Here is a 25,404-nt window from a genome sequence, read left to right as displayed (position 1 = left end):
AGGGTGAGACCTGATGCCGAGCCGATTGTGGTGAAGTGGATGATCCTATGCTGTCGAGAAAAGCCTCTAGCGAGTTTCATGGCGGCCCGTACCCTAAACCGACTCAGGTGGTCAGGTAGAGAATACCGAGGCGTTCGGGTGAACTATGGTTAAGGAACTCGGCAAAATGCCCCCGTAACTTCGGGAGAAGGGGGGCCATTGCTGGTGATGAGGTTTTCCCTCTGAGCTGGTGGTGGCCGCAGAGACCAGCGAGAAGCGACTGTTTACTAAAAACACAGGTCCGTGCGAAGCCGTAAGGCGATGTATACGGACTGACGCCTGCCCGGTGCTGGAACGTTAAGGGGACCGGTTAGTCGACCTTCGGGTCGGCGAAGCTGAGAACTTAAGCGCCAGTAAACGGCGGTGGTAACTATAACCATCCTAAGGTAGCGAAATTCCTTGTCGGGTAAGTTCCGACCTGCACGAATGGCGTAACGACTTCTCGACTGTCTCAACCATAGGCCCGGTGAAATTGCACTACGAGTAAAGATGCTCGTTTCGCGCAGCAGGACGGAAAGACCCCGGGACCTTTACTATAGCTTGATATTGGTGTTCGGTTCGGCTTGTGTAGGATAGGTGGGAGACTGTGAACCGATCACGCCAGTGGTCGGGGAGTCATTGTTGAAATACCACTCTGGTCGTGCTGGATGTCTAACCTGGGTCCGTGATCCGGATCAGGGACAGTGTCTGGTGGGTAGTTTAACTGGGGCGGTTGCCTCCCAAAGGGTAACGGAGGCGCCCAAAGGTTCCCTCAGCCTGGTTGGCAATCAGGTGTTGAGTGTAAGTGCACAAGGGAGCTTGACTGTGAGACTGACGGGTCGAGCAGGGACGAAAGTCGGGACTAGTGATCCGGCGGTGGCTTGTGGAAGCGCCGTCGCTCAACGGATAAAAGGTACCCCGGGGATAACAGGCTGATCTTCCCCAAGAGTCCATATCGACGGGATGGTTTGGCACCTCGATGTCGGCTCGTCGCATCCTGGGGCTGGAGTCGGTCCCAAGGGTTGGGCTGTTCGCCCATTAAAGCGGTACGCGAGCTGGGTTTAGAACGTCGTGAGACAGTTCGGTCCCTATCCGCTGTGCGCGTAGGAGTATTGAGAAGGGCTGTCCCTAGTACGAGAGGACCGGGACGGACGAACCTCTGGTGTGCCAGTTGTCCTGCCAAGGGCATGGCTGGTTGGCTACGTTCGGGAGGGATAACCGCTGAAAGCATCTAAGCGGGAAGCCTGCTTCGAGATGAGTACTCCCACCTCCTTGAGAGGGTAAGGCTCCCAGTAGACGACTGGGTTGATAGGCCAGATATGGAAGCCCGGTAACGGGTGGAGTTGACTGGTACTAATAGGCCGAGGGCTTGTCCTCAGTTGCTCGCGTCCACTGTGTTTGTTCTGAAGTAACGAACTCGCCTTTCCGGCTGGAGTTGTTATCTTCATAGTGTTTCGGTGGTCATTGCGTTAGGGAAACGCCCGGTTACATTTCGAACCCGGAAGCTAAGCCTTTCAGCGCCGATGGTACTGCAGGGGGGACCCTGTGGGAGAGTAGGACGCCGCCGAACAATTTTTCAGCTCCGGTCCCTGAACCTTCTGGTTCAGGGACCGGAGCTTTTTTGTTTTCGGGTGTGCCTGGCTGTCGGCCGGCGTTTGTTTCCGGACATGGTGGGGCCTCCTCGCCGGCCTGACCGCGGCCGATACGGGGCCCGCGGTACAAGGGGACGAACCGGGCAGGTAAAGTCATGGGGCATCGTCGCTACGTTCCCCACAGGAGGCCCACGGGTGGAGGTTCAGGAGACGCGGATCCAGACTGATCGCGTCCTCACCATCCCCAACATTCTGAGCATGGCGCGCCTGGTCGGCGTACCCGTGTTCCTGTGGCTGATTCTGTGGCCGGAATTCGGCGGTCCCAAGGCTGATGGTTGGGCGCTGCTGGTGCTGGCTCTGAGCGGCGTCAGTGACTATCTGGACGGCAAGCTCGCGCGCCGCTGGAATCAGATCAGCAGCCTGGGGCGCATTCTCGACCCGGCGGCCGACCGGCTGTACATACTGTCCACGCTGGTCGGTCTGACCTGGCGGGAGATCCTGCCGCTGTGGATCACGATTGCGCTGCTGGCCCGAGAGCTGATGCTGCTGATCGCGGTGGGCTGGCTCAGCCGGTACCGGTACGGACCGCCTCAGGTGAACTTCCTGGGCAAGGCGGCCACGTTCAACTTGATGTACGCGTTCCCGTTGCTGCTTCTCAGTGACGGAAGTGGCTGGCTGCATACACTCGCTGCTATTTTCGGATGGGCGTTCGCCGGATGGGGTACAACGCTCTACTGGTGGGCAGGAATCCTCTACGTGGTTCAGGTCCGTCGCATCATCAAGGCGGACGCCGCGGCCGACTGAGCTCGCCGAACCGGCAGCCGTGCGATGGCCGGGTGCCCAACGCGAGAGAAGTGGGCCATCTGGGCGGGTGAAGTCGGCTAGATCGTCGTCTCTTCGAGGAGGACGCTTCCGACATGAAGGCCGTTGTGATGGCGGGCGGCGAAGGCACGCGCCTTCGGCCCATGACTTCGAGCATGCCCAAGCCGCTGCTTCCGGTGGTGAACAGGCCGATCATGGAGCACGTGCTGCGGCTGTTGAAACGGCATGGCCTCAGCGAGACCGTAGTGACGGTGCAATTCCTGGCCTCGCTGGTAAAAAACTATTTCGGCGACGGCGAAGAGCTCGGCATGGAGCTCACGTACGCCAATGAGGAAAAGCCGCTCGGCACCGCCGGCAGCGTCAAGAACGCCGAGGAGGCGCTCAAGGACGATGCCTTCCTGGTGATCTCGGGCGATGCGCTCACCGACTTCGACCTGACCGACCTGATCCGTTTCCACAAGGAGAAGGGCGCCCTCGTCACCGTCTGTCTGACACGGGTGCCGAATCCGCTGGAGTTTGGTATCACGATTGTCGACGAGGACGGTCAGGTCGAGCGGTTCCTGGAAAAGCCGACCTGGGGCCAGGTTTTCTCCGACACCGTGAACACGGGCATCTACGTCATGGAGCCGGAGGTCTTCGACTACGTCGAGCCGGACGTTCCGGTGGACTGGTCCGGTGATGTGTTCCCGCAGCTCATGAAGGAGGGCAAGCCGATCTACGGCTATGTCGCCGAGGGCTACTGGGAGGATGTCGGTACACACGAGAGTTATGTGAAGGCCCAGGCCGACGTCCTCGAGGGAAAAGTCGATGTGGATATCGACGGCTTCGAGATGTCCCCGGGTGTGTGGGTGGCCGAGGGCGCCGAGGTTCACCCCGACGCCGTATTGCGCGGCCCGCTCTACATCGGCGACTACGCGAAGGTAGAGCCGGGCGTAGAGCTGCGCGAGCACACCGTCGTCGGCTCGAATGTCGTGGTGAAGAGCGGCGCGTTCCTGCACAAGGCCGTGGTGCACGACAACGTGTACATCGGGGAGCAGTGCAACCTCCGGGGCTGCGTCATCGGAAAGAACACCGATGTGATGCGGGCGGCCCGGATCGAGGACGGCGCCGTCATCGGCGACGAGTGCCTCATCGGTGAGGAATCGATCGTCCAGGGCAACGTCCGCGTCTATCCGTTCAAGACGATCGAGGCGGGCGCGTTCGTCAACACGTCGGTGATCTGGGAGTCCCGCGGCCAGGCGCACCTTTTCGGCGCCCGCGGCGTTTCCGGAATTCTGAACGTGGAAATCACGCCCGAGCTGGCGGTGCGGCTCGCGGGCGCATACGCGACGACCTTGAAGAAGGGTTCCTCGGTCACCACGGCGCGGGACCATTCACGGGGTGCCCGGGCGCTGAAGCGTGCGGTGATCTCCGCGCTGCAGGCGAGCGCCATCGATGTACGCGACCTCGAGAACGTGCCGCTTCCGGTGGCCCGTCAGCAGACCGCGAGGGGCAGTGCCGGCGGAATCATGGTGCGTACGACGCCGGGCGTGCCGGACTCCGTGGACATCATGTTCTTCGACGAGCGGGGCGCGGATCTCTCGCAGGGCGGTCAGCGCAAGCTGGACCGGGTGTACGCCCGCCAGGAGTACCGTCGCGCCTTCCCCGGCGAGATTGGTGACCTGCACTTCCCGTCCAGCGTCTTCGACTCGTACACCGGATCGCTGCTGCGGTCCGTGGACACGACCGGGATCGCGGAGGCCGGCCTCAAGGTCGTCGTGGACGCCTCGAACGGCAGCGCCGGTCTGGTGCTCCCCAGCCTGCTCGGCCGCCTCGGGGTGGACTCTCTGACGATCAACCCCGGTCTCGACGAGTCGCGGCCCACGGAGACCGAGGACGCGCGGCGGTCGGGCCTCGTACGGCTGGGCGAGATCGTCGCGTCGGCGCGCGCGGCCTTCGGGGTGCGCTTCGACCCCGTGGGTGAGCGGCTGTCCCTCGTTGACGAGCGGGGGCGGATCATCGAGGACGACCGCGCCCTGCTGGTCATGCTGGACCTGGTGGCCGCCGAGCGGCGCAGCGGGCGGGTGGCGCTGCCCGTGACCACCACCCGTATCGCCGAGCAGGTGGCGGCGTACCACGGTACGCAGGTGGAGTGGACGACCACTTCGCCCGACGACCTGACCCGGGTCGGCAGGGCGGACGACACGATCTTCGGCGGTGACGGCCGAGGTGGCTTCATCATCCCGGAGTTCGCGAGTGTCTTCGACGGCTCGGCCGCGTTCGTCCGGCTGATCGGCCTGGTGGCCCGTACGCAGCTCACGCTGAGCCAGATCGACGCGCGCATCCCGCGTGCCCACGTCCTCAAGCGCGACCTGGCGACCCCCTGGGCCGTCAAGGGTCTCGTGATGCGGCATGTGGTGGAGGCGGCCGGCGACCGCTCCGTGGACACCACGGACGGCGTGCGGGTCGTCGAGGCCGACGGGCGGTGGGTGCTGGTGCTGCCCGACCCGGCCGAAGCGGTGACGCACCTGTGGGCGGAGGGCCCGGACGACGCCTCCGCGCAGCAGCTGCTCGACGAGTGGGCGTCCGTCGTGGACAGCGCGGGCCGCTGACCCGAGTCCCCACCGGCGTGTCCCGATTCGGCGCGCCGGTGGGGCCATTGGGTGACTGCGCCGCCGACGTGCGACGATGTGCGGCATGTCGCAGCAGCACCCCGAACGGAGCAGCCCCGGACACGCTCCGCGCCCCGATGCCTCCATGTCGCTGCTGACCAATGTCATGGAGCACAGCCTCGATGACGGGTACGCCGAGGCGGCGGCCCGTAAGGCGGCGACGGCGGGGGGCCTGCCCCGTACGCTGCGGGCCAAGTTGGGCCTGGCGGCAGGGCTGGTCCTGGCCGCTGTGGTCGTCACGGTGGGCGCCGCCCAGGCGCGGATATCAGCACCGACCATGGCGAAGGAGCGCGAGGAGCTCATCGCCCGGATCGACCAGGGCACCGACAAGGCCGACCAGCTGCAGCAGCGCGTCGACTCGCTCCGTGAGGACGTCGACGACATGCAGCGCAGGGCGCTCAAGAAGAGCGGCGGCGAACGGGCCGACCTACTGGCGCTGCTGTCCGGCTCCACGCAGGTCACCGGGCCGGGCGTGAAACTGGTCGTGGACGACGCCAAGGAAGCGGAGACCGGCAGTGGCGGGCCCCGCGAGAGCACCGGCTTCTCCGACACCGGGCGGGTGCGCGACCGGGACATGCAGCGGGTGGTCAACGGCCTGTGGGCGTCCGGCGCCGAGGCCATCTCCGTCAACGGGCAGCGCCTCACGTCCCTCTCGGCGATCAGGGCGGCGGGAGACGCCATACTGGTCGACAACAAACCGCTGGCGCCTCCGTATACGGTGCTGGCGGTGGGGGACGGGCAGCGGCTGAGCACCACGTTCCAGGACAGCGCCGACGGCCAGTACCTGCATGTGCTGCAGCAGAACTACGGCGTCCGCACCAGGATTTCCACCGAGGGCGACCTCACGCTGCCGCCCGCGCCGAGCTTGATCGTACGTACCGCACAGCCGAAGACCGGTGCCGCGCAGCCGGGCGGCACCGACACAGGGAAGGGCACATCGTGATCGCCGTACTGGGCCTCATCGTGGGAGTCGTGGTCGGACTTGTCGTCCGCCCCGTGGTGCCGACGGTGGTCGAGCCCTACCTGCCGATCGCTGTCGTCGCGGCGCTGGACGCCGTGTTCGGCGGTCTGAGGGCGATGCTGGACGGCATTTTCGACGACAAGGTCTTTGTCGTCTCCTTCCTGTCCAATGTGGTCGTCGCCGCACTCATCGTCTTCCTCGGGGACAAGCTGGGTGTCGGCGCCCAACTCTCCACCGGTGTGGTCGTGGTGCTCGGCATCCGCATCTTCTCCAACGCCGCCGCGATTCGCCGGCACGTGTTCAGGGCGTGAGACCGATGGCATCCGACGAGCATGACGAGCATGACGAGCGCGACGAGACGCCGGGGAGCGAGGACGCGCAGGAGCGCGCCGAGTCGCCCGAGAGCGGCCGGACGGCCGGGCGCGACGAGGCCACGCCTGCTGAGGGCGGTACGGCGCAGAAACGTCCCGTGACACTCGGAAATGGCGAGCCGTCAGAAGACCGCGGTACTCCGGAGGGTGATGATGCCCCGGAGCGCCGCGAAACGCCCAAGGCGCCCGAGACGTCCGGTAAGCCCGAAGAGGGGGAGCGTACCGGGACGCCCGAGAAGCCCGTGACGCGCAGGTCGGACGAGGTGGACGCCCATCAGGCGGCGGCCGCGCAGGCCCCGAAGGAGGGGCCCGGCGAAGGCCGTCCGCAGCGTCCCGGCCCCGGCCGTCTGCAAGGCCCCCTCCAGGGCCCCGCCCAAGGGCGCCCGCCGCGCCCCGTACAGGGGCAGGCCGACCCTCAGGGCCGTCCGCCGCGCCCGGTACAGGGCCGCCCGCAAGGAGGGCCGCAGGCTCGCCCTCAGGGCGGCGGGCAGGCCGGCCCCCATGGTGCGCGCGGTCCCGTACGGGGGCGTCCGCAAGGGCCCGGTGGGCGGCTGCCCATGCCGCCCGAGCGGCAGGGCCCCGGCGGGCCTCCGCAGGGGCCGCAGCAGGGCCGTCCCGGTGGTGCGTCGGCAGCACCTCAGGGCGGCCGTCCCGCGGCCGCGGCGCCCTCGGGGGCGGAGCAGCGCGGCCCCGTAGGGCCCGGGCCGGCTCCCGCGTCCGGTCAGCCGTCCGCGGCGCGGCCGGATCCCGGAGGCGCGCCCCAGCTCACCGGCCGGGAGCGGCTGAAAGCCGGTCTGTGGCCGCCGCGGCTGAACCGGGCTCAATTGATTGCCGCGGTACTGCTGTTCATTCTCGGGCTGGGGCTCGCTATTCAGGTACGTTCCACCAGTGACAGCAGTGCGCTGCGCGGAGCGCGCCAGGAGGACCTGGTGCGCATCCTTGACGAGCTCGACGACCGCTCGCAGCGCCTGGAGGACGAGCAGCGGCGGTTGGAAGGTCAGAAGACCGAGCTGGAGAACAGCTCGGACCAGGCCGAGGAGGCCCGTAAGCAGACGGTGGAAAAAGAACAGCAGCTCGGGGTGCTGGCCGGTACGGTGGCGGCCGAGGGGCCCGGCATCTCGCTCACGATCGACGACCCGTCGCACTCCGTCGAGGCCGACAAGCTCCTGGACACGATCCAGGAGCTGCGCGCGGCCGGCGCGGAGGCCATTCAGGTCAACGACGTCCGTGTCGTGGCGAACACCTACGTCTCGGACGTGCGGGGCGGCGTGGAGATCGACGGGAAGCGGGTCGTGCAGCCGTTCCGTTTCAAGGTCATCGGTAAGCCCGAGGATCTGGAGCCGGCCCTGAACATCCCCGGCGGAGTGGTTCAGACATTGGAGAAGGAGCAGGCCACGGTGTCTGTGACCCGTCAGGACAAGATCGTCGTGAACGCCTTGCGCAAGGCGGAACGGCCCGACTACGCGCGGTCGTCGTCGCAGTGAGGCGGGAACGTATGGCGAGGCGTGCGACGGGGCATGAGGTAGCCGGGGGTCGGCGCACCGCACAAGTGGTGCGTGGTGGAAACTGTGTGAAGGCCTCGGACGTTGAATGGATGTCCGGATCGGCCGGTGTGTGCATCGAGGGTTCGTCCTGCCCCACGGGCGGGTCTGTTTCGTTCAAGGGGAATCGCCCGTGAGTTTTTTTGCGAAGCTGTTCGGCAAGAGTGACCGCAAGGACGGCGGCAACGCCTCTGCGCGGCACGCCGCGCCACGGCAGTCAGGTGAGCCGGCGGCCAATGAGGAGCGTCCGCTCTTCCGTGACGAGGTGGCCGGCCCGGCCGGTGGTACTTCCGGTGGTCAGCAGCCCGGTTCTGTTGACCCTGCCGCGTCCGGCCCCATAGGTTTCCAGGAACCATCAGCCGCTACGGGTGGAGGGTCCGCCTTGCCGGTTTGTACGAGGTGCGGGCACCGCAATGCCGAGGCGAGCCGGTTCTGCTCCAACTGCGGCGCGCCGCTGCGCGCCGGTGGGCAGGCCGAGCGTCCCTCCGAGACGACCTCGACCATCTCCATTTCGGGTATCGAGGCGTATGACGCGGAGGCGACGGGGCAGACCCCGATGCCTTCGCTGTCCCCCGAGGCCCAGGCCGCCGTGGACGCGCTGCCGCTCGGCTCCGCGCTCCTCGTCGTGCGCCGGGGTCCCAATTCCGGCAGCCGTTTCCTGCTGGACGGTGACCTGACCACGGCGGGCCGCCATCCGCAGAGTGACATTTTTCTGGACGACGTGACGGTCTCCCGCAGCCATGTGGAGTTCCGCCGCGGCCAGGACGGCGGCTTCACCGTCGCCGACGTCGGCAGCTTGAACGGCACCTACGTCAACCGCGAGCGGATCGACTCCGTTCCGCTGGCGAACGGCGACGAGGTGCAGATCGGCAAGTTCCGCCTGGTCTTCTACGCGAGCCAGCGGGGCGTCGGCATCTGACCGGCCAGGGAAGGCACATGCACCACACACCGTCCGGCGGTGTCGGTTCCTCCGGCACCGCCGCCGCGGGCGGCGAGCTGGTGAGCATCGGTACGGTGCTCAATCTGCTGCGCGACGAATTCCCCGAGGTCACGATCTCCAAGATCCGATTCCTGGAGTCGGAGGGCCTGGTCGAGCCGCAGCGTACGCCGTCCGGGTACCGCAAGTTCAGCACGGAGGACGTCGAGCGGCTGGCGGGCGTGCTGCGGATGCAGCGCGACCACTACCTGCCGCTGAAGGTCATCCGTGAGCACCTGGACGCCGTGGCGCGGGGTGAAGACGTGCAGCTCCCGGCGCCCGCCTCGGCGCCCAGGGAGTTCCTGGACGGTGTACAGGAGCCGTCCGGTGAGCATCCGACGGCCGCCCGGATCGGCCGCGACGAGCTGCTGGCCGCCACTGAGGTGGACGAGTCCGAGCTCGCGGACTGGGAGGCGTACGGTCTGCTCGCCCCGGCGTCCGACGGCGGGTACGGCATCGAAGCCGTCGCGGTCGCCAAGCTCGTCGCCGAGCTCGGCCGCTTCGGCCTGGAAGCGCGTCATCTGCGGGCGGTGAAGGCCGCGGCGGAGCGCGAGGCGGGCCTGATCGAGCAGGTCGTGGCGCCGCTGAAGCGGCACCGCAACCCGCAGACCAGGGCCCATGCGGAGGCCACGGCCAGGGAGCTGGCCACGCTCTCCGTACGACTTCATGCGGCCTTGGTCCAGGCCGCCCTCCACGTCCGGCTGCCGTGACCTTGGGTGCGGTCACCCCCGCCGAGGGGGTGCCCGACTACCCAAACCGGCCGGGCACGTCCTAGGGTTGCTGTGTGAACGAGCTCGACGTCGTGGGTGTCCGGGTGGAAATGCCTTCCAACCAACCGATCGTGCTGCTGCGCGAGGTGGGGGGCGACCGCTACCTGCCCATTTGGATCGGGCCGGGCGAGGCGACCGCCATCGCCTTCGCCCAGCAGGGCATGGCCCCTGCCCGGCCGCTGACGCACGACCTGTTCAAGGACGTGCTGGAGGCGGTGGGTCAGGAGCTGTCCCAGGTGCGCATCACGGACCTGCGGGAAGGCGTCTTCTACGCCGAGCTGGTTTTCGCCAGCGGCGTGGAGGTCAGCGCCCGCCCGTCCGACGCCATAGCGCTGGCGCTGCGCACGGGTACGCCGATCTACGGGACCGACGGGGTGCTGGACGATGCCGGCATCGCGATCCCGGACGAGCAGGAGGACGAGGTGGAGAAGTTCCGCGAGTTCCTCGACCAGATCTCGCCCGAGGACTTCGGCACCAACAGCCAGTAAGGCCGCAGGGGGCGCTGCGCCGTCAGAGAGCGAGCGGGGCGCACGGCCGCACACCCGGCGCACAACCCACCAGACATTCCCCGCATAAAGTCACGTGAAACCACTCGTAGGGTGATTATCACTCGGCGTGGCGAGCGCGGCGATCGTTGACGCACCCCGAGTGACTGCATACCGTCGATAAGGCAGGTCCCGTCCGGGACGTGAAGGACGGAGGTCGGCGTGGCAATCACCGGCGACGGTACGGCGGCGGGAGGGGCATTGCCGCTTCACAGTGGCGCGGCGAATCGTGCCCCGGCACAGGCCGCCGGGAAGCCGGCCGGCCCGGGCAGCGACACGGTCGGGTACCGAGGGCCGACGGCATGTGCCGCCGCGGGGATCACTTACCGGCAGCTGGACTACTGGGCGCGTACGGGACTGGTCGAGCCCAGCGTGCGGCCGGCCTACGGCTCGGGCACCCAGCGGCTCTACAGCTTCCGGGACGTCGTCGTCCTGAAGATCGTCAAGCGGCTGCTGGACACCGGCGTCTCGCTGCAGAACATCCGCACGGCCGTGCAGCACCTCGCCTCCCGCGACCTGTCCGATCTGGCGCAGATGACGCTGATGAGCGACGGCGCGACGGTGTACGAATGCACCTCGCCCGACGAGGTCGTCGATCTGCTCCAGGGTGGCCAGGGCGTCTTCGGCATCGCCGTCGGCGTGGTCTGGCGGGACGTGGAGGCCGGACTGTCCCAGCTGCACGGAGAGCGCGTGGACACCGGGGAGACCCTCATCGGCCACAATCCCCACGACGAGCTGGCCCGGCGGAGGAACCGCGCGGTCTAGAGCGCCCTGGCGGTACGGCGCGGGGGCGGACGCACGGTACGGAGCCGGTGCAGGCGCACGGTACGACGCGGGGCGCGAGAGCAGTCATGAGCAGTCCTACAGCTCGCGCGGAAGCCGGTGCGGGGCTCCCGCCGGAGCGCTCCCGGCCCGCCGCGAGGCCGATTGTCAGTGGCGTACGGCACCATCAGTGACGTGAGACGTGCGCCGACGATCCTGCATCTGGACATGGATGCGTTCTTCGCGGCCGCCGAGCAGGCGGCCAAGCCCAGCCTGCGCGGGAAGCCCGTGGTGGTGGGCGGCATCGGCGGGCGCGGCGTCGTCTCCACTGCGTCGTACGAGGCCCGCGTCTTCGGCGTCCGCTCGGCCATGCCCACGGCCCAGGCCCGCCGCCTCTGTCCCAACGCCGCCTACCTCACGCCCCGCTTCCACGTCTACCGCCAGGTGAGCGAAAAGGTGATGGCGCTGCTGCACGAGCTGTCGCCGCTGGTGGAGCCGCTGAGCCTGGACGAGGCGTTCGTGGATCTGGAGGCCGGCGGGGTCGCCGACGACGCCGCGTCGGCCCGTGCGGTGGGGGAGCGGCTGCGCCGCGACATCCTGGCGGTCACGGGACTGACCGGCTCGGTGGGGCTCGCGGGCGCGAAAATGCTCGCGAAGATCGCGTCCGAGCAGGCCAAGCCGGACGGCCTGGTGCTGATCGAGCCGGGCACCGAGCGCGAGCTGCTCGGGCCGATGACCGTGCGGACGCTGCCGGGCGTCGGCCCGGCCACGGCCGAGGCGCTGCGCAAGGCGGGGATCCACACGGTCGCGGAGACCGCCGAGGCCGGCGAGGCGGAGCTGGTGCGACTGCTGGGGCGGGCGCACGGCGCGGGGCTGTACGCGATGGCGCTCGGCCGGGACGACCGGCCCGTGGTCGCGGAGCGGGACGCCAAATCGGTCTCCGTCGAGGACACCTTCGAGGTGGACCTCACCGACCGTACGAGAGTCCGCGCCGAGGTGATGCGGCTGGCGGACCGGTGCGTGCAGCGGCTGCGCGCGGCCGGGCGCTCGGGCCGTACGGTCGTGCTGAAGGTCCGCAACTACGACTTCTCCACGCTGACCCGGTCCGAGACGCAGCGCGGGCCGACGGACGACCCGGCGGTGGTGCGGGAGGCGGCGGGGCGGCTGCTGGACCTGATCGACACGACGGGCGGGGTGCGGCTGCTCGGCGTCGGGGTGACCGGCCTCGCCGACTTCACGCAGGAGGACCTCTTCGCGCAGGTGGCGACGGAGCGGGCGGCCGAGGAGGCCCGGCTCGTCGAGGAGGCCAGGGCGGCAGCCGGGACGGCAGGGGCCGATGGGGCGGAAGAGGCCCAGGAGGCCGCTGAGCGGCCCAGGAAGTGGCTGCCGGGCCTGGACGTGGTCCACGCCGAGTACGGCCCCGGATGGGTCCAGGGAAGCGGCCTGGGGCGGGTCACCGTACGGTTCGAGCAGCCCTGGTCCGCGCCGGGACGGGTGCGGACGTTCCTGGTGGACGACCCTGCGCTGACGCCGGGGGAGGCGCTGCCCCTGGTGGGCGGCGGGCCGGACGCTCCGCCCGCGGCCGATGACGGCGCACATCCGCCCATAGCCTCGGATCCGCTCGCGCCGGCAGCCGCGGGTCCTCCTGCACCGACAGCCGTGGACGCACCGACAGCCGTGGACGCACCGACAGCCGTGGATCCGCCCGGCGCTCAGTCCTCCGGCGAGCCCGCTATCCGGCCGAAGTCCCGGTCGGCGGACCCGGCTGCCGGGCGGCCGGCGACGTCCTCCCCGGCGAGCTCCGCGTCCGTGGCGGAGATATCCAGCCGGTAGTGGTGGTAGAGCTGCAGTTCCTGCTCGGGCGAGAGGTGCCGGCCCACCCCGAAGTCCGGCGCGTCCTTGATCAGCTTCCGCTCGTACGGCACGTGCAGCGCCTCGTCGACCAGCCGGCTCGGCTCCAGCGGCACGAACGCGTCCCGGCTGAAGAGCCCCGTGCGGACCGCCGCCCACTCCGGCTCGCCGGTCGCGTCGTCCAGGTACACCTCGTCGATGGTGCCGATCTTGGTGCCGTGCCGGTCGAACGCCTTGCGGCCGATCAGACTGCGGGGATCGATATCGGTCTGCACGGTTCCTCCTACCTGCCGGAACTGCCCTGTGCACCCTACGAAACGGCACATTTCCCACCCTGGCCACTCGAGGGATGCCGAGCAGTCGCGCTGGTAGGCTGGTCAGCGATCGATGACCCCGTGCGGGAGAGCTCTCCGACCCCCGGGCCGGAGGCGCCGAAGGAGCAACTCCTCCCCGGAATCTCTCAGGCACACGTACCGCGCGGACGAGATCACTCTGGAAAGCAGGGCGGGCCACGGACAGTGCAGTACCGGAGCCCCTCCTCACCGACGGTGAAAACCGGACGCCGCGTGCGTTCCGGTGAAGCTCTCAGGTTGAGATGACAGAGGGGGAGGCCGTCCGGGCACCAGCGCCGTGGTGCCCTCGTAGGTCCCAGAGACCAGGAGGCCCCCGCAGATGACCACTCACCGCATCTCGTTGACCGAGTTGGAGCGCGGCACCCCCTTCGAGCAGCGCCACATCGGCCCCGACCAGGCGGCCCAGGCGAAAATGCTCGCGCACATCGGCTTCGGCTCGCTGGACGAACTGACCGCGGCCGCCGTCCCTGACGTGATCAAGAGCGCCGAGGCGCTGGACCTGCCCCAGGGCCGTACCGAAGCGGAGGTCCTGGACGAGCTGCGGGCGCTCGCCGACCGCAACCACGTGCTGTCCTCCATGATCGGCCTGGGCTACTACGGCACGTTCACGCCGCCGGTCATCCTGCGCAACGTCATGGAGAACCCGGCCTGGTACACCGCGTACACCCCGTACCAGCCGGAGATCTCGCAGGGCCGCCTCGAAGCCCTGCTGAACTTCCAGACCATGGTCGCCGACCTCACCGGGCTGCCCACCTCCGGCGCCTCGCTGCTCGACGAGGGCACCGCGGCCGCCGAGGCCATGGCGCTCTCCCGTCGCGTCGGCAAGGTCAAGAAGGGCGTCTTCCTCGTCGACGCCGACTGTCTGCCGCAGACCGTCGCCGTCATAGAGACCCGCGCCGAGCCCACCGGCGTCGAGGTCGTCGTCGCCGACCTGAGCGACGGCATCCCCGCCGAGATCGCCGAGCGCGGCGTCTTCGGCGTCCTGCTGCAGTACCCCGGCGCGTCCGGCGCGGTCCGCGACCCCCGCGCGCTCATCGAACAGGCTCACGAACTTGGCGCGATCGTGACCGTCGCCGCCGACCTCCTGGCCCTGACCCTCCTCACCTCGCCCGGCGAGCTCGGCGCCGACATCGCGGTCGGCACGACGCAGCGCTTCGGTGTGCCGATGGGCTTCGGCGGCCCGCACGCCGGCTTCATGGCCGTCCGCGAGAAGTTCGCCCGCAGCCTCCCCGGCCGCCTGGTCGGCGTCTCCGTCGACGCCGACGGAAACAAGGCGTACCGCCTGGCCCTGCAGACCCGCGAGCAGCACATCCGCCGCGAGAAGGCCACCAGCAACATCTGCACCGCGCAGGTCCTCCTCGCCGTCATGGCCGGCATGTACGCCGTCTACCACGGCCCCGAGGGCCTGGCCGCGATCGCCCGCCGCACCCACCGCTACGCCGCCGTCCTCGCCGAGGGCCTGCGCGCCGGCGGCATCGACGTCGTGCACGGCACGTACTTCGACACCCTCACCGCGCGGGTCCCCGGCCGCGCCGCCGAGATCGTCGCCGCCGCCCGCGAGGCCGGCGTCAACCTCCGCCACGTCGACGCCGACCTCGTCGGCATCGCCTGCGACGAGACCACCGGGCGCGCCCAGCTCACCGCCGTGCTCGGCGCCTTCGGCGTCCAGGGCGACATCGAGCAGCTGGACGCGGCCGCCGCCGACGCGCTGCCCGAGTCCCTGCTGCGCGGCGACGACTACCTCGCCCACCCGGTCTTCCACCAGCACCGCTCCGAGACCGCGATGCTGCGCTACCTGCGCACCCTCGCCGACCGCGACTACGCGCTGGACCGCGGCATGATCCCGCTCGGCTCCTGCACGATGAAGCTGAACGCGACCACCGAGATGGAGCCGGTGACCTGGCCGCAGTTCGGTCAGCTGCACCCCTTCGCGCCGGTCGACCAGGCGCAGGGTTACCTCACCCTCATCCAGGAGCTGGAGGAGCGCCTCGCCGTCGTCACCGGCTACGACAAGGTCTCCCTCCAGCCCAACGCCGGTTCGCAGGGCGAGCTCGCGGGCCTGCTGGCGGTGCGCGCGTACCACCGCGCCAACGGTGACGAGCAGCGCACCGTCTGCCTCATCCCGTCCTCCGCGCACGGCACCAACGCCGCCAGCGCCGTGATGGCCGGCATGAAGGTCGTCGTCGTCAAGACCGGCGAGGACGGCGAGGTCGACACCGACGACCTGCACGCCAAGATCGAGCAGTACCGTGACGAGCTGGCCGTCCTGATGGTCACCTACCCGTCCACGCACGGCGTGTTCGAGGAGCACATCACCCAGATCTGCGCGGCCGTGCACGACGCGGGCGGCCAGGTCTACGTCGACGGCGCCAACCTCAACGCGCTGGTCGGCGTCGCCGAGCCGGGCAAGTTCGGCGGCGACGTCTCGCACCTGAACCTGCACAAGACCTTCTGCATCCCGCACGGTGGCGGCGGCCCCGGCGTCGGCCCGGTCGGCGTGCGCGCGCACCTCGCGCCGTACCTCCCCAACCACCCGCTGCAGCCCACCGCGGGACCCGAGACCGGCGTCGGCCCGATCTCCGCGGCGCCCTGGGGCTCGGCCGGCATTCTGCCGATCTCCTGGGCGTACGTCCGCCTCATGGGCGGCGAGGGCCTCAAGCACGCCACCCAGGTCGCGGTGCTGTCCGCCAACTACATCGCCAAGCGCCTGGAGCCGCACTACCCCGTGCTCTACACCGGCCCCGGCGGCCTGGTCGCGCACGAGTGCATCATCGACGTACGGCCGCTGACCAAGGCCACCGGCGTCAGCATCGACGACGTCGCCAAGCGCCTGATCGACTACGGCTTCCACGCGCCGACGATGTCCTTCCCCGTGGCCGGCACGCTCATGATCGAGCCGACCGAGAGCGAGGACCTCGCCGAACTGGACCGTTTCTGCGACGCGATGATCGCCATCCGCGCGGAGGTCGAGAAGGTCGGCACGGGGGAGTGGGACAAGGAAGACAACCCGCTGCGCAACGCCCCGCACACCGCCGCCTCCCTCACCGGCGAGTGGACCCACCCGTACACCCGTGAGGAAGCCGTGCACCCGGCCGGCGTGGACGCCGCGGCGAAGTACTGGCCGCCGGTGCGCCGCGTCGACGGTGCCTTCGGCGACCGCAACCTCGTGTGCTCCTGCCCGCCGCTGGAGGACTACGACGGCTGACGGCCGTCCGGCGCCCGTGCCGTTCGGGACGGGCGCCGACATACCAAAGGGCCCTCGGCGATCTCCGCCGGGGGCCCTGCTCGTTCCCGCTCACCGCGTCAGGCCGCGGTGACGACCTGCCCGGTGCCCATCGGCCGGTGCGGGTCGATGACCTGCCCGTCCGGCAGGAGCTCACCGGTGTCCTCGAAGAGGAGGACGCCGTTGCACAACAGGCTCCAGCCCTGCTCCGGGTGGTGCGCCACAAGATGGGCGGCCTCCCGGTCGGCTGATTCTGCTGACGGACACGGTGGCTGGTGCTGGCACATGGATGCTGTCTTTCGCTGCGGTGTGGTGGTGGACGTCTTCCTGCGGCTCGATGCACGGTTCATCGCCGCTCCCCCCGTTCGGTAGTTCGCTCCCAGTGTTGCCCTACGGGCGTGATTCCGCAGGGATTTCGCAGCAGCAGTACTTACTGGATGAAGACGCATCACCCGTGCGGGCGGTTGCCGCTTCTTGTACCGCACCTCTGGGTGGTCCTGACTGGTCATTGTGGGCTAGTCACCCGGCGGAACGGTGCGTTCGGGGGAGCGCGGGACAGCAGTGCGCCCCGCGGTGAGGAGAACCGCGGGGCGCACTCCGGCGAATCGGTACCCACCCGGCACACGGCGCTTCGAGGGACGCCGCGTCCCGGGACCCTAGGCCGGCGAGCCCAGCAGGGACGCGGGCGTGAGGCGGAGCGTGAGGCGGGACAGGAGCTCGGCGACACGGTGCGGCCGGTGGGCGGCGATGCCGGGAGGAGCCGGGGCGAGTGGGACCAGCAGGTCCCCCGCCGCCGGGCAGCCTTCGGCACCGTCCGCCGTGATGTCCTCGTGCAGCCACAGCGTGAGCATGTACAGCTCCGGTACGGACAGCAGCCGTGGCTGGTACGCCGTGGGCACGGATTCGGCCTGGTGCAGCGCCCGTTCGATCGCGGACACGTACGGACCCTCGCCGAAGTGCGAGAACGCCCAGCCGTCCGGCGTGAGCATGGCGTCCGCAGTGGCCAGCGCATGCTCGCCGCCGCGGATGAGGAATCGCCAGCCGGTCAGGCGGGTACGCGGGGTGCCGCGACGGGAGACGTCGTCGAGTACATGGACGGGCAGGGGGCGTTCGGGACGCAGGGGCCCTTGGTGGACACGGAGGGCGGGGGTCGGGGCCTCACGTACGGCGGCAGGAGAACCGAGGGCGGTGAGGACGCTGCGCAGGGCGGGAGCGGGAGCAGGGGGTACATGCAGCGGCATGGTGGGTCGCCTCTCACTTGGGAGACACGGTGGTGCTGGGCAAGTGCGGACGGCGCTGTCAGCAGACGGGAGCAGAGCGTGGCCGACCGGGGCCATGGCCCGGCGGGGGTGTCAGCCGCTGTGCCTCAGCCTCGGAAATGCCCCGCTAGCTGGGCGCCAACTCTCTGCCTCGTCCACGAAGTTTATACGACAGGTGTTCAGTGCTTGTTTCGGCTACCGCTGACGGAGATTTTTGGCAAGTCGTATTACGGCCCGTTCTCCACGGTGTTTTCGATGCAATTATGCACCCCGCCGGTCCGCGGACCTCGGATTACCCCGGCGACGCGGTCGGCCTGATGTCATCGTGCTTTGGAACAGGGCCAATGCAGGGGGCCCGGGCCCCCTCGGTATGCCCTCGGAATGTGCCATTCGGCTTGCCCTCCCCAGCCTATCGGGGGCACCCGGCCCCCCGAGGCGTTATCGAACCGATTGCCGGGCATCATCGACCGCACGGGCCCGCAGCCGCGGGCCGGCCACGCCAGGAGGGACGCTTCGATGGGGGAGAAGGTCACGGCCGGTGAAATTGAGCACGACGACCGGCAGCGTTATCGAAGAAGGTTGAGCGAGTGCCTGGAGAGTTTGGCGAGGCTGCTGGACGAGAAGCGCTTCGACCGCCCGAAGAACCTCATGGGCCTAGAGATAGAATTGAATCTTGCCAGCGCCGACGGCATGCCCCGGATGATGAACTCCGAGGTGCTGGAGCGCATCGCCAGCCGGGATTTCCAGACCGAGCTCGCCCAGTTCAATCTTGAAGTCAATATCCTGCCGCACCGCCTCTCCGGGCGCGTGCTGGACCAGCTCGCCGAAGAACTGCGCACCGGCCTCGCCTACGCCGACCGCAAGGCCCGCGAGGTCGCCGCCCGTATCGTGATGATCGGCATTCTGCCCACGCTCACCGCCGCGGACCTGGTCTCGTCGAACCTCTCCGAGGCCGACCGCTACACACTCCTCAACAACGAGATGCGGGCCGCACGCGGCGAGGACTTCGAGATCGACATCGAAGGGGTGGAGCGGCTCACCGCCACCTCACCCTCCATCGCCCCCGAAGCCGCCTGCACCTCCGTACAACTGCACCTCCAGGTCACCCCCGAGCGCTTCGCCCCCGTATGGAACGCCGCCCAGGCGCTGACCGCCGTCCAGGTCGCCATCGGCGCCAACTCGCCCTTCCTCTTCGGCCGCGAACTGTGGCGCGAGTCCCGGCCCCCCGTCTTCCAGCAGTCCACCGACACCCGCCCGCCCGAACTCCAGACCCAGGGTGTCCGCCCGCGCACCTGGTTCGGCGAGCGCTGGGTGGAGTCGGCGCACGACCTCTTCGAGGAGAACGTCCGCTACTTCCCCCCGCTGCTGCCCAAGTGCGGCGAGGAGGACCCGCTCGCCGTACTGGAGAAGGGCGGCGTGCCGGAGCTCTCCGAACTCGTCCTGCACAACGGCACGGTCTACCGCTGGAACCGCCCCGTCTACGCCGTCACCGAAGGCGTCCCCCACCTCCGCGTCGAGAACCGCGTGCTGCCGGCCGGCCCCACAGTGACCGACGTCATCGCCAACGCCGCCTTCTACTACGGCCTCGTGCGGGCCCTGGCCGACGAACCCCGGCCCATCTGGACCCGGCTGCCGTTCGCTGCCGCCGCCGAGAACTTCGACACCGCCTGCCGCTACGGCATCGACGCCGCCCTCCAATGGCCGCGCCCCGGTCGCTCCGGTGGCATCGCCCAGATCCCCGCCGTACGCCTCGTCCTCCAGGAACTGCTGCCGATGGCCGCCGCCGGACTGGACGGCTGGGGCGTGGCGCCGGCCGACCGGGACCACTACCTCGGCGTCATCGAGGCCCGCTGCCGACGCCGCGTCAACGGCGCCTCCTGGCAGGCCACTGCCTTCCACCGTGCTCTGCAGACCGGCCTGGACCGCGAGGAAGCCCTGGCCGCGATGACCCGGCGGTACAGCGAACTGATGCATGAGGGACAGCCGGTGCATGAGTGGCCGTTGGAGGGGGTTGTGTAGGGGATGGCGGCTTTAGGGGCAGCTCTGTATGTGAGGGCTGTGTGAGGTGAGGAGGGGGCGTACGAGCCTGGCCGTACGCCCCCACTCCCTGGCCGTCCGGAGCGCGGCCCCCCCGTGCTGGCGGCCTGCGGCCCTTCGGGCAAGCTGTGATCTCCTCCACGCGGATGGCGCCCGTACTCGCGTACTCGGCTTGTCGCGCGCGATCTTCGTACCTGCTGTTCGAGACCTGAGACCCTGGCGGGGCAGTGGAGGCGTACCGGCGCTATCGCGGAACTGGAGGCAGGCGTGCAGTCCGAAGTGCACCCCGTGGCTGAATCTCTCCCCGACGAGGACCCGCCCGGCAGCCTCGCCCGCAGCACACTGAGAAGCGAGACGCTGATCGTCCTCGCGCTCTCCGTCGGCGCCAGCGCGGTGTCCGCCCTCATCAGCTTCGCGGGATCACTCACCAAGCCCGGCGGCCTGAAGGACCAGGCGGCGAACCTCAACAGCTCGCAGGCGCCCGGCCGCCCATGGCTGGATCTCGCCTGGCAGCTCTTCGGGATCGCCACCGCGCTGGTACCCGTACTGCTCGTCGCCCACCTGCTGCTCAGAGAGCGCGCGGGCGGCCTGCGCGCCCTCGGGTTCGACCGCCGGCGCCCCGGCTTCGACCTCGGGTGGGGACTCGTGGTGGCGGCCGGCATCGGGGGCAGCGGTCTGCTGCTCTACCTGGGGGCCAGGGCGGCCGGGGCCAACCTCACCGTCGTACCGGAATCCCTGCCCGACGTGTGGTGGAAGTTCCCGGTGCTGATCGCCTCCGCGCTGCAGAACGCCGTACTGGAAGAAGTGATCGTCCTCGGCTACCTGCTGCGCCGCCTCGGCCAGTTGGGATGGTCACCGATGGCCGCACTCGTGGCCAGCTCGGTCCTCCGCGGCTCGTACCACCTGTACCAGGGCATCGGCGGCTTCATCGGCAACATGGTGATGGGCGCACTCTTCGTACTTATCTACCGCCGCTGTGGACGAATCGCCCCCCTCGTCGCCGCCCATGCCATCATCGACATCATCGCGTTCGCCGGCTACGCCCTCCTGGCGGGGAGAGTGGGGTGGCTGCCTACGGGGTGAGGGGGTTGGGGGAGGTGGGGTGGGGGTGGGGGGAGCCCCCCCCAGAGGCCCGCCGAGAAAAATTCCCCCCGCCCCGCCCCGCCCCCTACCTCCCGCTGCCCCACCCCCATCCCTGCCCCTCACCCCTCAGCCCACGCCCCCGCCCGCGCCGCCTCCGTCAGTTCGCCGTCGATGACCGTCACCGCGCTGCCGGTCAGCAGCGTGCGGTCGCCGCGCAGTGCGGTGCGCACGAATCCGGTACGGGCGGAGCCCTGCAGGCCGGTCAGTTCGTCGCGGCCCAGCCGCTGCGACCAGAAGGGCGCGAGCGCGGTGTGCGCGCTCCCCGTCACGGGGTCCTCGTCGATGCCGACGCCCCGGAAGAAGCACCGCGTGGCGAAGTCGTAGCCCCCGTCCGGGTCCTCGGCGCGCGCCGTCGCGATCACGCCCCGGCTGCCGAACCGGGTCAGCGCCGCGAGATCGGGAGACAGTTCGCGTACGGTCCGCTCGTCCGCCACCTCCACGAGCAGGTCCCCCACCTGCGGCCCGGTCTCGTACGTGGAGACCGGCTCGGTACCGAGCGCGGCGGCCAGCCCCGGCGGTACGGGTACCGCGGTGAGCGGCGCCGTCGGGAAGTCCATGGTGAGGGAACCGTCGGCCGATGCCGTGGTGGTCAGCACGCCGCTGCGGGTCGAGAAGCGGACCGTTCCGGTGGCCGTCCCGGTGGAGTGCAGTACGTGCGCGGTGGCGAGCGTGGCGTGGCCGCACATGTCGACCTCGGTGGCGGGAGTGAGCCAGCGCAGCGCCCAGTCGGCGTCGTCGCTGTCCGGCAGCGGCAGCGCGAACGCGGTCTCGGAGAGGTTCACCTGGGCCGCCACCTGCTGCAGCCAGTACTCGTCGGGGAAGGACGGGCCGTCCAGCAGCACGACTCCCGCCGGGTTGCCGGCGAAGGGGCGGTCGGTGAACGCGTCGACGATTCGGATTCTCATGGCGCGAGCCTAAGCACCGGAGATCGGCACCAACGAGGGCCAATTCCAGGAAATTGGCCTGGGTTGGAGGACCGAATGGACTGTTTCCCTCAAGCCAGTTCCCGAACCGTACGCCCAACACGCCCCGAACTCCCAGGGGTTCCGGCCCGCCGCCACTGGCGCGCCGGCAAAAACCTGCCAACGGATCCTTGCCGACCGAACGCTTCCGATATATCGTTGAAGCATCGTGACAGATCAACGATGGGAGTGACGTAAAAATGCGTTCACATGGACACGAACACTGGGGAGCCGGGCGTCATGGTGGCGGCGGCCGGGGTGAGTACGAGGGGCGGCGTGCCGCCTTCGGGCCGTTCGGGCCGCCCTTCGGCGGGCCTCCGTTCGGCGGCGGCCGGGGCCGGGGAGGCCCGCGCGGCCGGGCGCGGCGTGGTGACGTGCGCGCCTCGATCCTGGCGCTTCTCAAGGACCGTCCGATGCACGGTTACGAGATGATCCAGGAGATCGCCGAGCGCAGCGGCGGTACGTGGAAGCCGAGTCCCGGCTCCGTGTACCCGACCCTTCAGCTCCTGGAGGACGAGGGCCTGATCGCCAGCCGGAGCGAGGGCGGCAAGAAGCTGTTCGAGCTCACCGATGAGGGGCGTACGGCTGCGGAGAGCGGCTCGGACGCCCCCTGGGAAGAAGCCGGCCGCGGCGTGGACTGGGAGGCGATGCACGAGGTCCGCAAGGCGGGCGGCGGCCTGGTCGAAGCGTTTCGGCAGGTGTGGGCGACCGGGACACCCGAGCAGCGGGAGAAGGCGATCACGGTCGTCAATCGAGCACGGAAGGAGCTCTACCTGATCCTCGCCGAGGACGAGTGAGCGAAGCCCGCGAGTGCCCGAGCGCGAAGCTCGAAGCGCGAAGCTCGAAGCGCGGGGAACAGGGGAGGCGGGAAGGCGCCAAGGCGAGGCAAGAGGGCGCGAAGCCGTGGCCGGCCGGTGTACAGGCCGGCCACGGCTTTCGTGATCAGGTGACCAGTCGCGCGAGTTTGCTGAGCGACTCCTGGAGTGCGGACGTCGCCGAGTCCTTGAGCTTGCCGGCCATCAGCGACACGGCCGCGCCGGTGAACGAGCCGTCGATCCGTACGGTCGTGGTGCCGGCCCGCGCCCCGGCCGTCGCCTCACTCTCCGGTACGAGCGCATACCGCATACCGAGGGTTACGCCCATCGGGCCCTTGCCCTGAATGTCGAGCAGGCGGGCGGGCTCCGCGGCCCGTACCGTCCAGGTCACCTCGGCCGGAAAGCCCATGAGCTTCATGTTCTCGGCGTAGCTGACCCCTGGCTCCAGCGTCGCCGGACCCCCTTCGGGGAAGCTGGTGTGGGTGGCATTCCACTGGTCGTAGCCGTCGAAATCGGTCAGGCGGTCCCATATCTTCTCCGCCGGTGCTTCTATGCGTGCCTGGGCGGTGACATCGGCCATGCGGGCACCCCTTGGTGACGGCCCGGGAGGCCGTCCGGTCGGTGACTGGGCCTGACCGGGAAGCGTCCGGTCCGGTCCGGTTCGATTCGGAACCGGACGGGTCCGAGTGTGCGTGGGGTCAGGCGAGTCCTGAGTGGTGCCGCGGAAGGTAGCCGCCGGAGGCGCAAGGTTCAATACTGATGGGCCATCAGGTACTGCAGGGGGCGCGCGTCCGTGCCTCTGTCGCAGCCTTGATCACCCCTCCCGCGCCGGTCATATCCTCCGTAGGGATGAGATTTCGTTCTCGCGTACCCAACCACGGTGGGATGCGCAAATGCTCCCTCCCGGGGATGTTCCGGTAGCAAGAGGCTGGTGGGGTGGGTTCTGTGCAAAACCGTACTGCGTACAACAGCGGAGGGGGTCCGTCGCCGGAGGACCTCGACGCTTGCCTGACCGCTCAGCTCGCGTCGGTGCTGTCGGCTGCCCGCAGGCGGGCCACGCGCGACGGGGACCGGCAGGTGGACACGGCTCACCTCCTGCACGGCCTCCTCGAATCCGACCCCGCCGTACGGGAGATGGTCGACCCCGAGGGCGGCCGGATCGCACGCCTCCTCGGCTACCTCGTCCAGCGCAGCATCGGTTACGGACGGCAGTGGTACGGCACGGTGGAGGACTCCGGGGCGGTGCCGATGGTGGCCGAGGGCGGCGTCCCGGGCTGGTCACCGGCTGCTGCGGCTGCCATGGACGGCGCGCGGGACCGCGCGCACGCCCGCTACGCCGTCCATGCCGAATGCCTCGATCTGCTGGCCGCGCTCGTGGACGACACGGAATGCCGTGCCGTCGAGGTACTGCGCCGGGCCTCGATCGACACGGCGCAGCTCGCGGCACGCCTGGACGGGCAGACGCAGGACGCCATGATGGAGGACGCGATGATGGAGGACGAGCGGTAATTCCCGCACGGCGCGGTGCCGTCACCGAACCGTCGCCGCACCGTCCACTGCGCCGCCCTCTGACCCTCGTACTCCCTTCAGCCCCGCTGCCCCGCCTCGCGACAGGGGTATCGGTGATGACGCTGCTGACCCCCCCTGTCATCATGGCCCGATGCACGCGACTTCGGGGACGGAATCGAGCCAGAGGGGCAGGGGGAGAGGCTTCGGCCTCGGTCTGGCCCTGCTGTCGGCGTTGGCCTTCGGCGGATCGGGCGTGGCCGCCAAACCACTGATCGCAGCCGGTCTGGAACCGTTGCACGTCACCTGGTTGCGGAGTGCCGGCGCCGCGCTCGTCATGCTGCCCGTCGCCTGGCGCCACCGCGCCCTGTTGCGCCGCCGCCCCGCGCTGCTGGCGGGGTTCGGACTGCTCGCCGTCGCGGGCGTCCAGGCGTGTTACTTCGCCGCGCTGTCCCGGATCCCGGTCGGCGTCGCGCTGCTCATCGAGTACCTGGCACCGGCCCTGGTCCTGGGCTGGGTGCGGTTCGTGCAGCGCCGGCCCGTCAGCCGCGCCGCCGCGGCCGGTGCCGTCCTCGCCGTCGGCGGCCTCGCCTGCGTCGTGGAGGTGTGGGCCGGGCTGAGCTTCGACGTGTTCGGGCTGGCGCTCGCGCTGGGCGCGGCGTGCTGCCAGGTAGGGTACTTCGTCCTCTCCGACCACGGCGGCGATGGCGACGGCGACGACGCCACCCACCCGCTCGGCGTGATTGCGTACGGCCTGCTCTTCGGCGCTGTCGTACTGACCGCGGTCGCGCGCCCCTGGACCATGGATTGGTCGGTGCTCGTCGGCAGCGCGGACATGAACGGCACGAGTGTTCCCGCCGTGCTGCTCCTGGCGTGGCTCGTACTGCTGGCGACGGTGCTCGCCTACCTCACCGGCGTGATCTCCATCCGCCGGCTGTCGCCGCAGGTCGCAGGCGTGGTCGCGTGCCTGGAGGCGGTGATCGCCACCGTACTGGCCTGGGTGCTGCTGGGCGAGCACCTGTCCGCGCCGCAGATCATCGGCGGCGCGGTGGTGCTGACCGGTGCGTTCATCGCGCAGTCCACCACGCCCAAGGCGCCCCGGGACGTGGCGTCGCAGCACGATGACGAGGCGCACCAGGAAGCCGCCTTGTCGGCCGGTACAGCGGGCACGCCCGGTACGTAAGGCGCCGGTCGCCTCGCGGGCGGCCACCCGCCCGCGATCCGCTCATCGAGCCGGTCTCGGCCG

General features: G+C 69.5%; 20 protein-coding genes, 2 rRNA genes, 1 pseudogene and 1 riboswitch. Of the genes and pseudogenes, 18 read left to right on the top strand and 5 right to left on the bottom strand.

What is annotated here, in order from left to right; all coding sequences use genetic code 11:
• From ABT381_RS15035 to ABT381_RS14980, 12 genes are all read left to right on the top strand, one after another.
• Nucleotides 1–1,395, top strand: a 23S ribosomal RNA gene (locus ABT381_RS15035); the annotation flags it as partial.
• 76 nt (nucleotides 1,396–1,471) lie between these two features.
• Nucleotides 1,472–1,588, top strand: a 5S ribosomal RNA gene (gene rrf / locus ABT381_RS15030).
• A 217-nt stretch (nucleotides 1,589–1,805) separates the two neighbouring features.
• Complete coding sequence (gene clsA / locus ABT381_RS15025) at nucleotides 1,806–2,414, top strand: cardiolipin synthase ClsA (RefSeq protein ID WP_223732209.1); 609 nt, start codon at nucleotides 1,806–1,808, stop codon at nucleotides 2,412–2,414.
• Nucleotides 2,415–2,527: 113 nt separating this feature from the next.
• Nucleotides 2,528–5,023 carry a sugar phosphate nucleotidyltransferase gene (locus ABT381_RS15020; RefSeq protein WP_351593200.1) on the top strand — a complete coding sequence of 832 codons (2,496 nt, stop codon included), beginning with the start codon at nucleotides 2,528–2,530 and terminating at the stop codon, nucleotides 5,021–5,023.
• Nucleotides 5,024–5,108: 85 nt separating this feature from the next.
• Nucleotides 5,109–6,026, top strand: coding sequence for a DUF881 domain-containing protein (locus tag ABT381_RS15015; RefSeq protein WP_351593198.1), 918 nt, complete (start codon nucleotides 5,109–5,111; stop codon nucleotides 6,024–6,026).
• Nucleotides 6,023–6,355 carry a small basic family protein gene (locus tag ABT381_RS15010; protein WP_003984969.1) on the top strand — a complete coding sequence of 111 codons (333 nt, stop codon included), beginning with the start codon at nucleotides 6,023–6,025 and terminating at the stop codon, nucleotides 6,353–6,355. Before ABT381_RS15015 ends, ABT381_RS15010 begins: the two co-directional genes overlap by 4 nt.
• 617 nt (nucleotides 6,356–6,972) lie before the next feature.
• Nucleotides 6,973–7,899: a DUF881 domain-containing protein gene (locus tag ABT381_RS15005; RefSeq protein WP_351593196.1), complete on the top strand. Its 927-nt coding sequence runs from the start codon at nucleotides 6,973–6,975 to the stop codon at nucleotides 7,897–7,899.
• Nucleotides 7,900–8,005: 106 nt separating this feature from the next.
• The gene (locus ABT381_RS15000) at nucleotides 8,006–8,875 is read left to right on the top strand and encodes a double zinc ribbon and FHA domain-containing protein (protein WP_467753886.1); all 870 of its coding nucleotides are present in this window, start codon (nucleotides 8,006–8,008) and stop codon (nucleotides 8,873–8,875) included.
• Between the two features lie 17 nt (nucleotides 8,876–8,892).
• Complete coding sequence (ftsR, locus tag ABT381_RS14995) at nucleotides 8,893–9,642, top strand: transcriptional regulator FtsR (protein WP_351593192.1); 750 nt, start codon at nucleotides 8,893–8,895, stop codon at nucleotides 9,640–9,642.
• A 74-nt stretch (nucleotides 9,643–9,716) separates the two neighbouring features.
• Nucleotides 9,717–10,190: a bifunctional nuclease family protein gene (locus tag ABT381_RS14990; RefSeq protein ID WP_030263902.1), complete on the top strand. Its 474-nt coding sequence runs from the start codon at nucleotides 9,717–9,719 to the stop codon at nucleotides 10,188–10,190.
• Nucleotides 10,191–10,409: 219 nt separating this feature from the next.
• A complete protein-coding gene (locus tag ABT381_RS14985; RefSeq protein WP_467753883.1) occupies nucleotides 10,410–11,012 on the top strand; it encodes a MerR family transcriptional regulator in 603 nt (200 codons plus the stop codon).
• A gap of 192 nt (nucleotides 11,013–11,204) precedes the next feature.
• The gene (locus ABT381_RS14980; protein WP_351593187.1) at nucleotides 11,205–12,842 is read left to right on the top strand and encodes a DNA polymerase IV; all 1,638 of its coding nucleotides are present in this window, start codon (nucleotides 11,205–11,207) and stop codon (nucleotides 12,840–12,842) included.
• Here ABT381_RS14980 and ABT381_RS14975 read toward each other — a convergent pair.
• Nucleotides 12,728–13,135 (bottom strand): annotated as a pseudogene (locus ABT381_RS14975) (PRC-barrel domain-containing protein); the annotation flags it as partial. The gene ABT381_RS14980 and the pseudogene ABT381_RS14975 overlap by 115 nt on opposite strands.
• Before the next feature lie 113 nt (nucleotides 13,136–13,248).
• Nucleotides 13,249–13,346, top strand: a riboswitch (glycine riboswitch).
• 186 nt (nucleotides 13,347–13,532) lie between these two features.
• Here ABT381_RS14975 and gcvP point away from each other — a divergent pair.
• A complete protein-coding gene (gcvP, locus tag ABT381_RS14970; protein WP_351593184.1) occupies nucleotides 13,533–16,418 on the top strand; it encodes an aminomethyl-transferring glycine dehydrogenase in 2,886 nt (961 codons plus the stop codon).
• A 98-nt stretch (nucleotides 16,419–16,516) separates the two neighbouring features.
• Here gcvP and ABT381_RS14965 read toward each other — a convergent pair whose 3' ends face one another.
• Nucleotides 16,517–16,723, bottom strand: a complete 207-nt coding sequence (locus tag ABT381_RS14965) for a DUF5999 family protein (RefSeq protein WP_030263889.1) — start codon at nucleotides 16,721–16,723, stop codon at nucleotides 16,517–16,519.
• Between the two features lie 369 nt (nucleotides 16,724–17,092).
• Nucleotides 17,093–17,677: a hypothetical protein gene (locus tag ABT381_RS14960; RefSeq protein WP_351593181.1), complete on the bottom strand. Its 585-nt coding sequence runs from the start codon at nucleotides 17,675–17,677 to the stop codon at nucleotides 17,093–17,095.
• A 534-nt stretch (nucleotides 17,678–18,211) separates the two neighbouring features.
• Here ABT381_RS14960 and ABT381_RS14955 point away from each other — a divergent pair.
• Both ABT381_RS14955 and ABT381_RS14950 read left to right on the top strand, forming a co-directional pair.
• Nucleotides 18,212–19,714, top strand: coding sequence for a glutamate-cysteine ligase family protein (locus tag ABT381_RS14955; protein WP_351593179.1), 1,503 nt, complete (start codon nucleotides 18,212–18,214; stop codon nucleotides 19,712–19,714).
• 306 nt (nucleotides 19,715–20,020) lie between these two features.
• A complete protein-coding gene (locus tag ABT381_RS14950) occupies nucleotides 20,021–20,815 on the top strand; it encodes a CPBP family intramembrane glutamic endopeptidase (protein WP_351593176.1) in 795 nt (264 codons plus the stop codon).
• 119 nt (nucleotides 20,816–20,934) lie between these two features.
• On the opposite strand, the gene ABT381_RS14945 is transcribed toward ABT381_RS14950, so the two are convergent.
• Entirely contained in the window at nucleotides 20,935–21,780 is an 846-nt protein-coding gene (locus ABT381_RS14945) for a PhzF family phenazine biosynthesis protein (protein ID WP_351593173.1), read from the bottom strand.
• Between the two features lie 257 nt (nucleotides 21,781–22,037).
• Between ABT381_RS14945 and ABT381_RS14940 the strand changes: the two genes are divergently transcribed.
• Entirely contained in the window at nucleotides 22,038–22,634 is a 597-nt protein-coding gene (locus ABT381_RS14940) for a PadR family transcriptional regulator (protein ID WP_351593171.1), read from the top strand.
• A gap of 145 nt (nucleotides 22,635–22,779) precedes the next feature.
• Here ABT381_RS14940 and ABT381_RS14935 read toward each other — a convergent pair whose 3' ends face one another.
• Nucleotides 22,780–23,232, bottom strand: a complete 453-nt coding sequence (locus tag ABT381_RS14935) for a type II toxin-antitoxin system Rv0910 family toxin (RefSeq protein WP_351593169.1) — start codon at nucleotides 23,230–23,232, stop codon at nucleotides 22,780–22,782.
• A gap of 365 nt (nucleotides 23,233–23,597) precedes the next feature.
• On the opposite strand from ABT381_RS14935, the gene ABT381_RS14930 reads away from it, so the two are divergent.
• Both ABT381_RS14930 and ABT381_RS14925 read left to right on the top strand, forming a co-directional pair.
• Entirely contained in the window at nucleotides 23,598–24,161 is a 564-nt protein-coding gene (locus ABT381_RS14930) for a Clp protease N-terminal domain-containing protein (RefSeq protein ID WP_351593166.1), read from the top strand.
• Between the two features lie 151 nt (nucleotides 24,162–24,312).
• Entirely contained in the window at nucleotides 24,313–25,341 is a 1,029-nt protein-coding gene (locus ABT381_RS14925; RefSeq protein ID WP_351593163.1) for an EamA family transporter, read from the top strand.
• Nucleotides 25,342–25,404: the final 63 nt, after the last annotated feature.

The organism is Streptomyces sp. NPDC000151, assembly GCF_040301705.1.
In the GTDB taxonomy this organism is placed as follows: Bacteria; Actinomycetota; Actinomycetes; order Streptomycetales; family Streptomycetaceae; genus Streptomyces.
This window is presented reverse-complemented; position numbering and strand designations above follow the sequence as displayed.

Coding starts and splice junctions, on each gene's coding strand:
- ABT381_RS14925 (WP_351593163.1), top strand. CDS start 24,313: ATGCACGCGACTTCGGGGACGGAATCGAGCCAGAGGGGCAGGGGGAGA.
- ABT381_RS14940 (WP_351593171.1), top strand. CDS start 22,038: ATGCGTTCACATGGACACGAACACTGGGGAGCCGGGCGTCATGGTGGC.
- ABT381_RS14945 (WP_351593173.1), bottom strand. CDS start 21,780: ATGAGAATCCGAATCGTCGACGCGTTCACCGACCGCCCCTTCGCCGGC.
- ABT381_RS15000 (WP_467753886.1), top strand. CDS start 8,006: ATGGATGTCCGGATCGGCCGGTGTGTGCATCGAGGGTTCGTCCTGCCC.
- ABT381_RS15005 (WP_351593196.1), top strand. CDS start 6,973: ATGCCGCCCGAGCGGCAGGGCCCCGGCGGGCCTCCGCAGGGGCCGCAG.
- ABT381_RS14935 (WP_351593169.1), bottom strand. CDS start 23,232: ATGGCCGATGTCACCGCCCAGGCACGCATAGAAGCACCGGCGGAGAAG.
- ABT381_RS14960 (WP_351593181.1), bottom strand. CDS start 17,677: ATGCCGCTGCATGTACCCCCTGCTCCCGCTCCCGCCCTGCGCAGCGTC.
- ftsR (WP_351593192.1), top strand. CDS start 8,893: ATGCACCACACACCGTCCGGCGGTGTCGGTTCCTCCGGCACCGCCGCC.
- ABT381_RS15015 (WP_351593198.1), top strand. CDS start 5,109: ATGTCGCAGCAGCACCCCGAACGGAGCAGCCCCGGACACGCTCCGCGC.
- ABT381_RS15020 (WP_351593200.1), top strand. CDS start 2,528: ATGAAGGCCGTTGTGATGGCGGGCGGCGAAGGCACGCGCCTTCGGCCC.
- ABT381_RS14965 (WP_030263889.1), bottom strand. CDS start 16,723: ATGTGCCAGCACCAGCCACCGTGTCCGTCAGCAGAATCAGCCGACCGG.
- ABT381_RS14955 (WP_351593179.1), top strand. CDS start 18,212: ATGGGGGAGAAGGTCACGGCCGGTGAAATTGAGCACGACGACCGGCAG.
- gcvP (WP_351593184.1), top strand. CDS start 13,533: ATGACCACTCACCGCATCTCGTTGACCGAGTTGGAGCGCGGCACCCCC.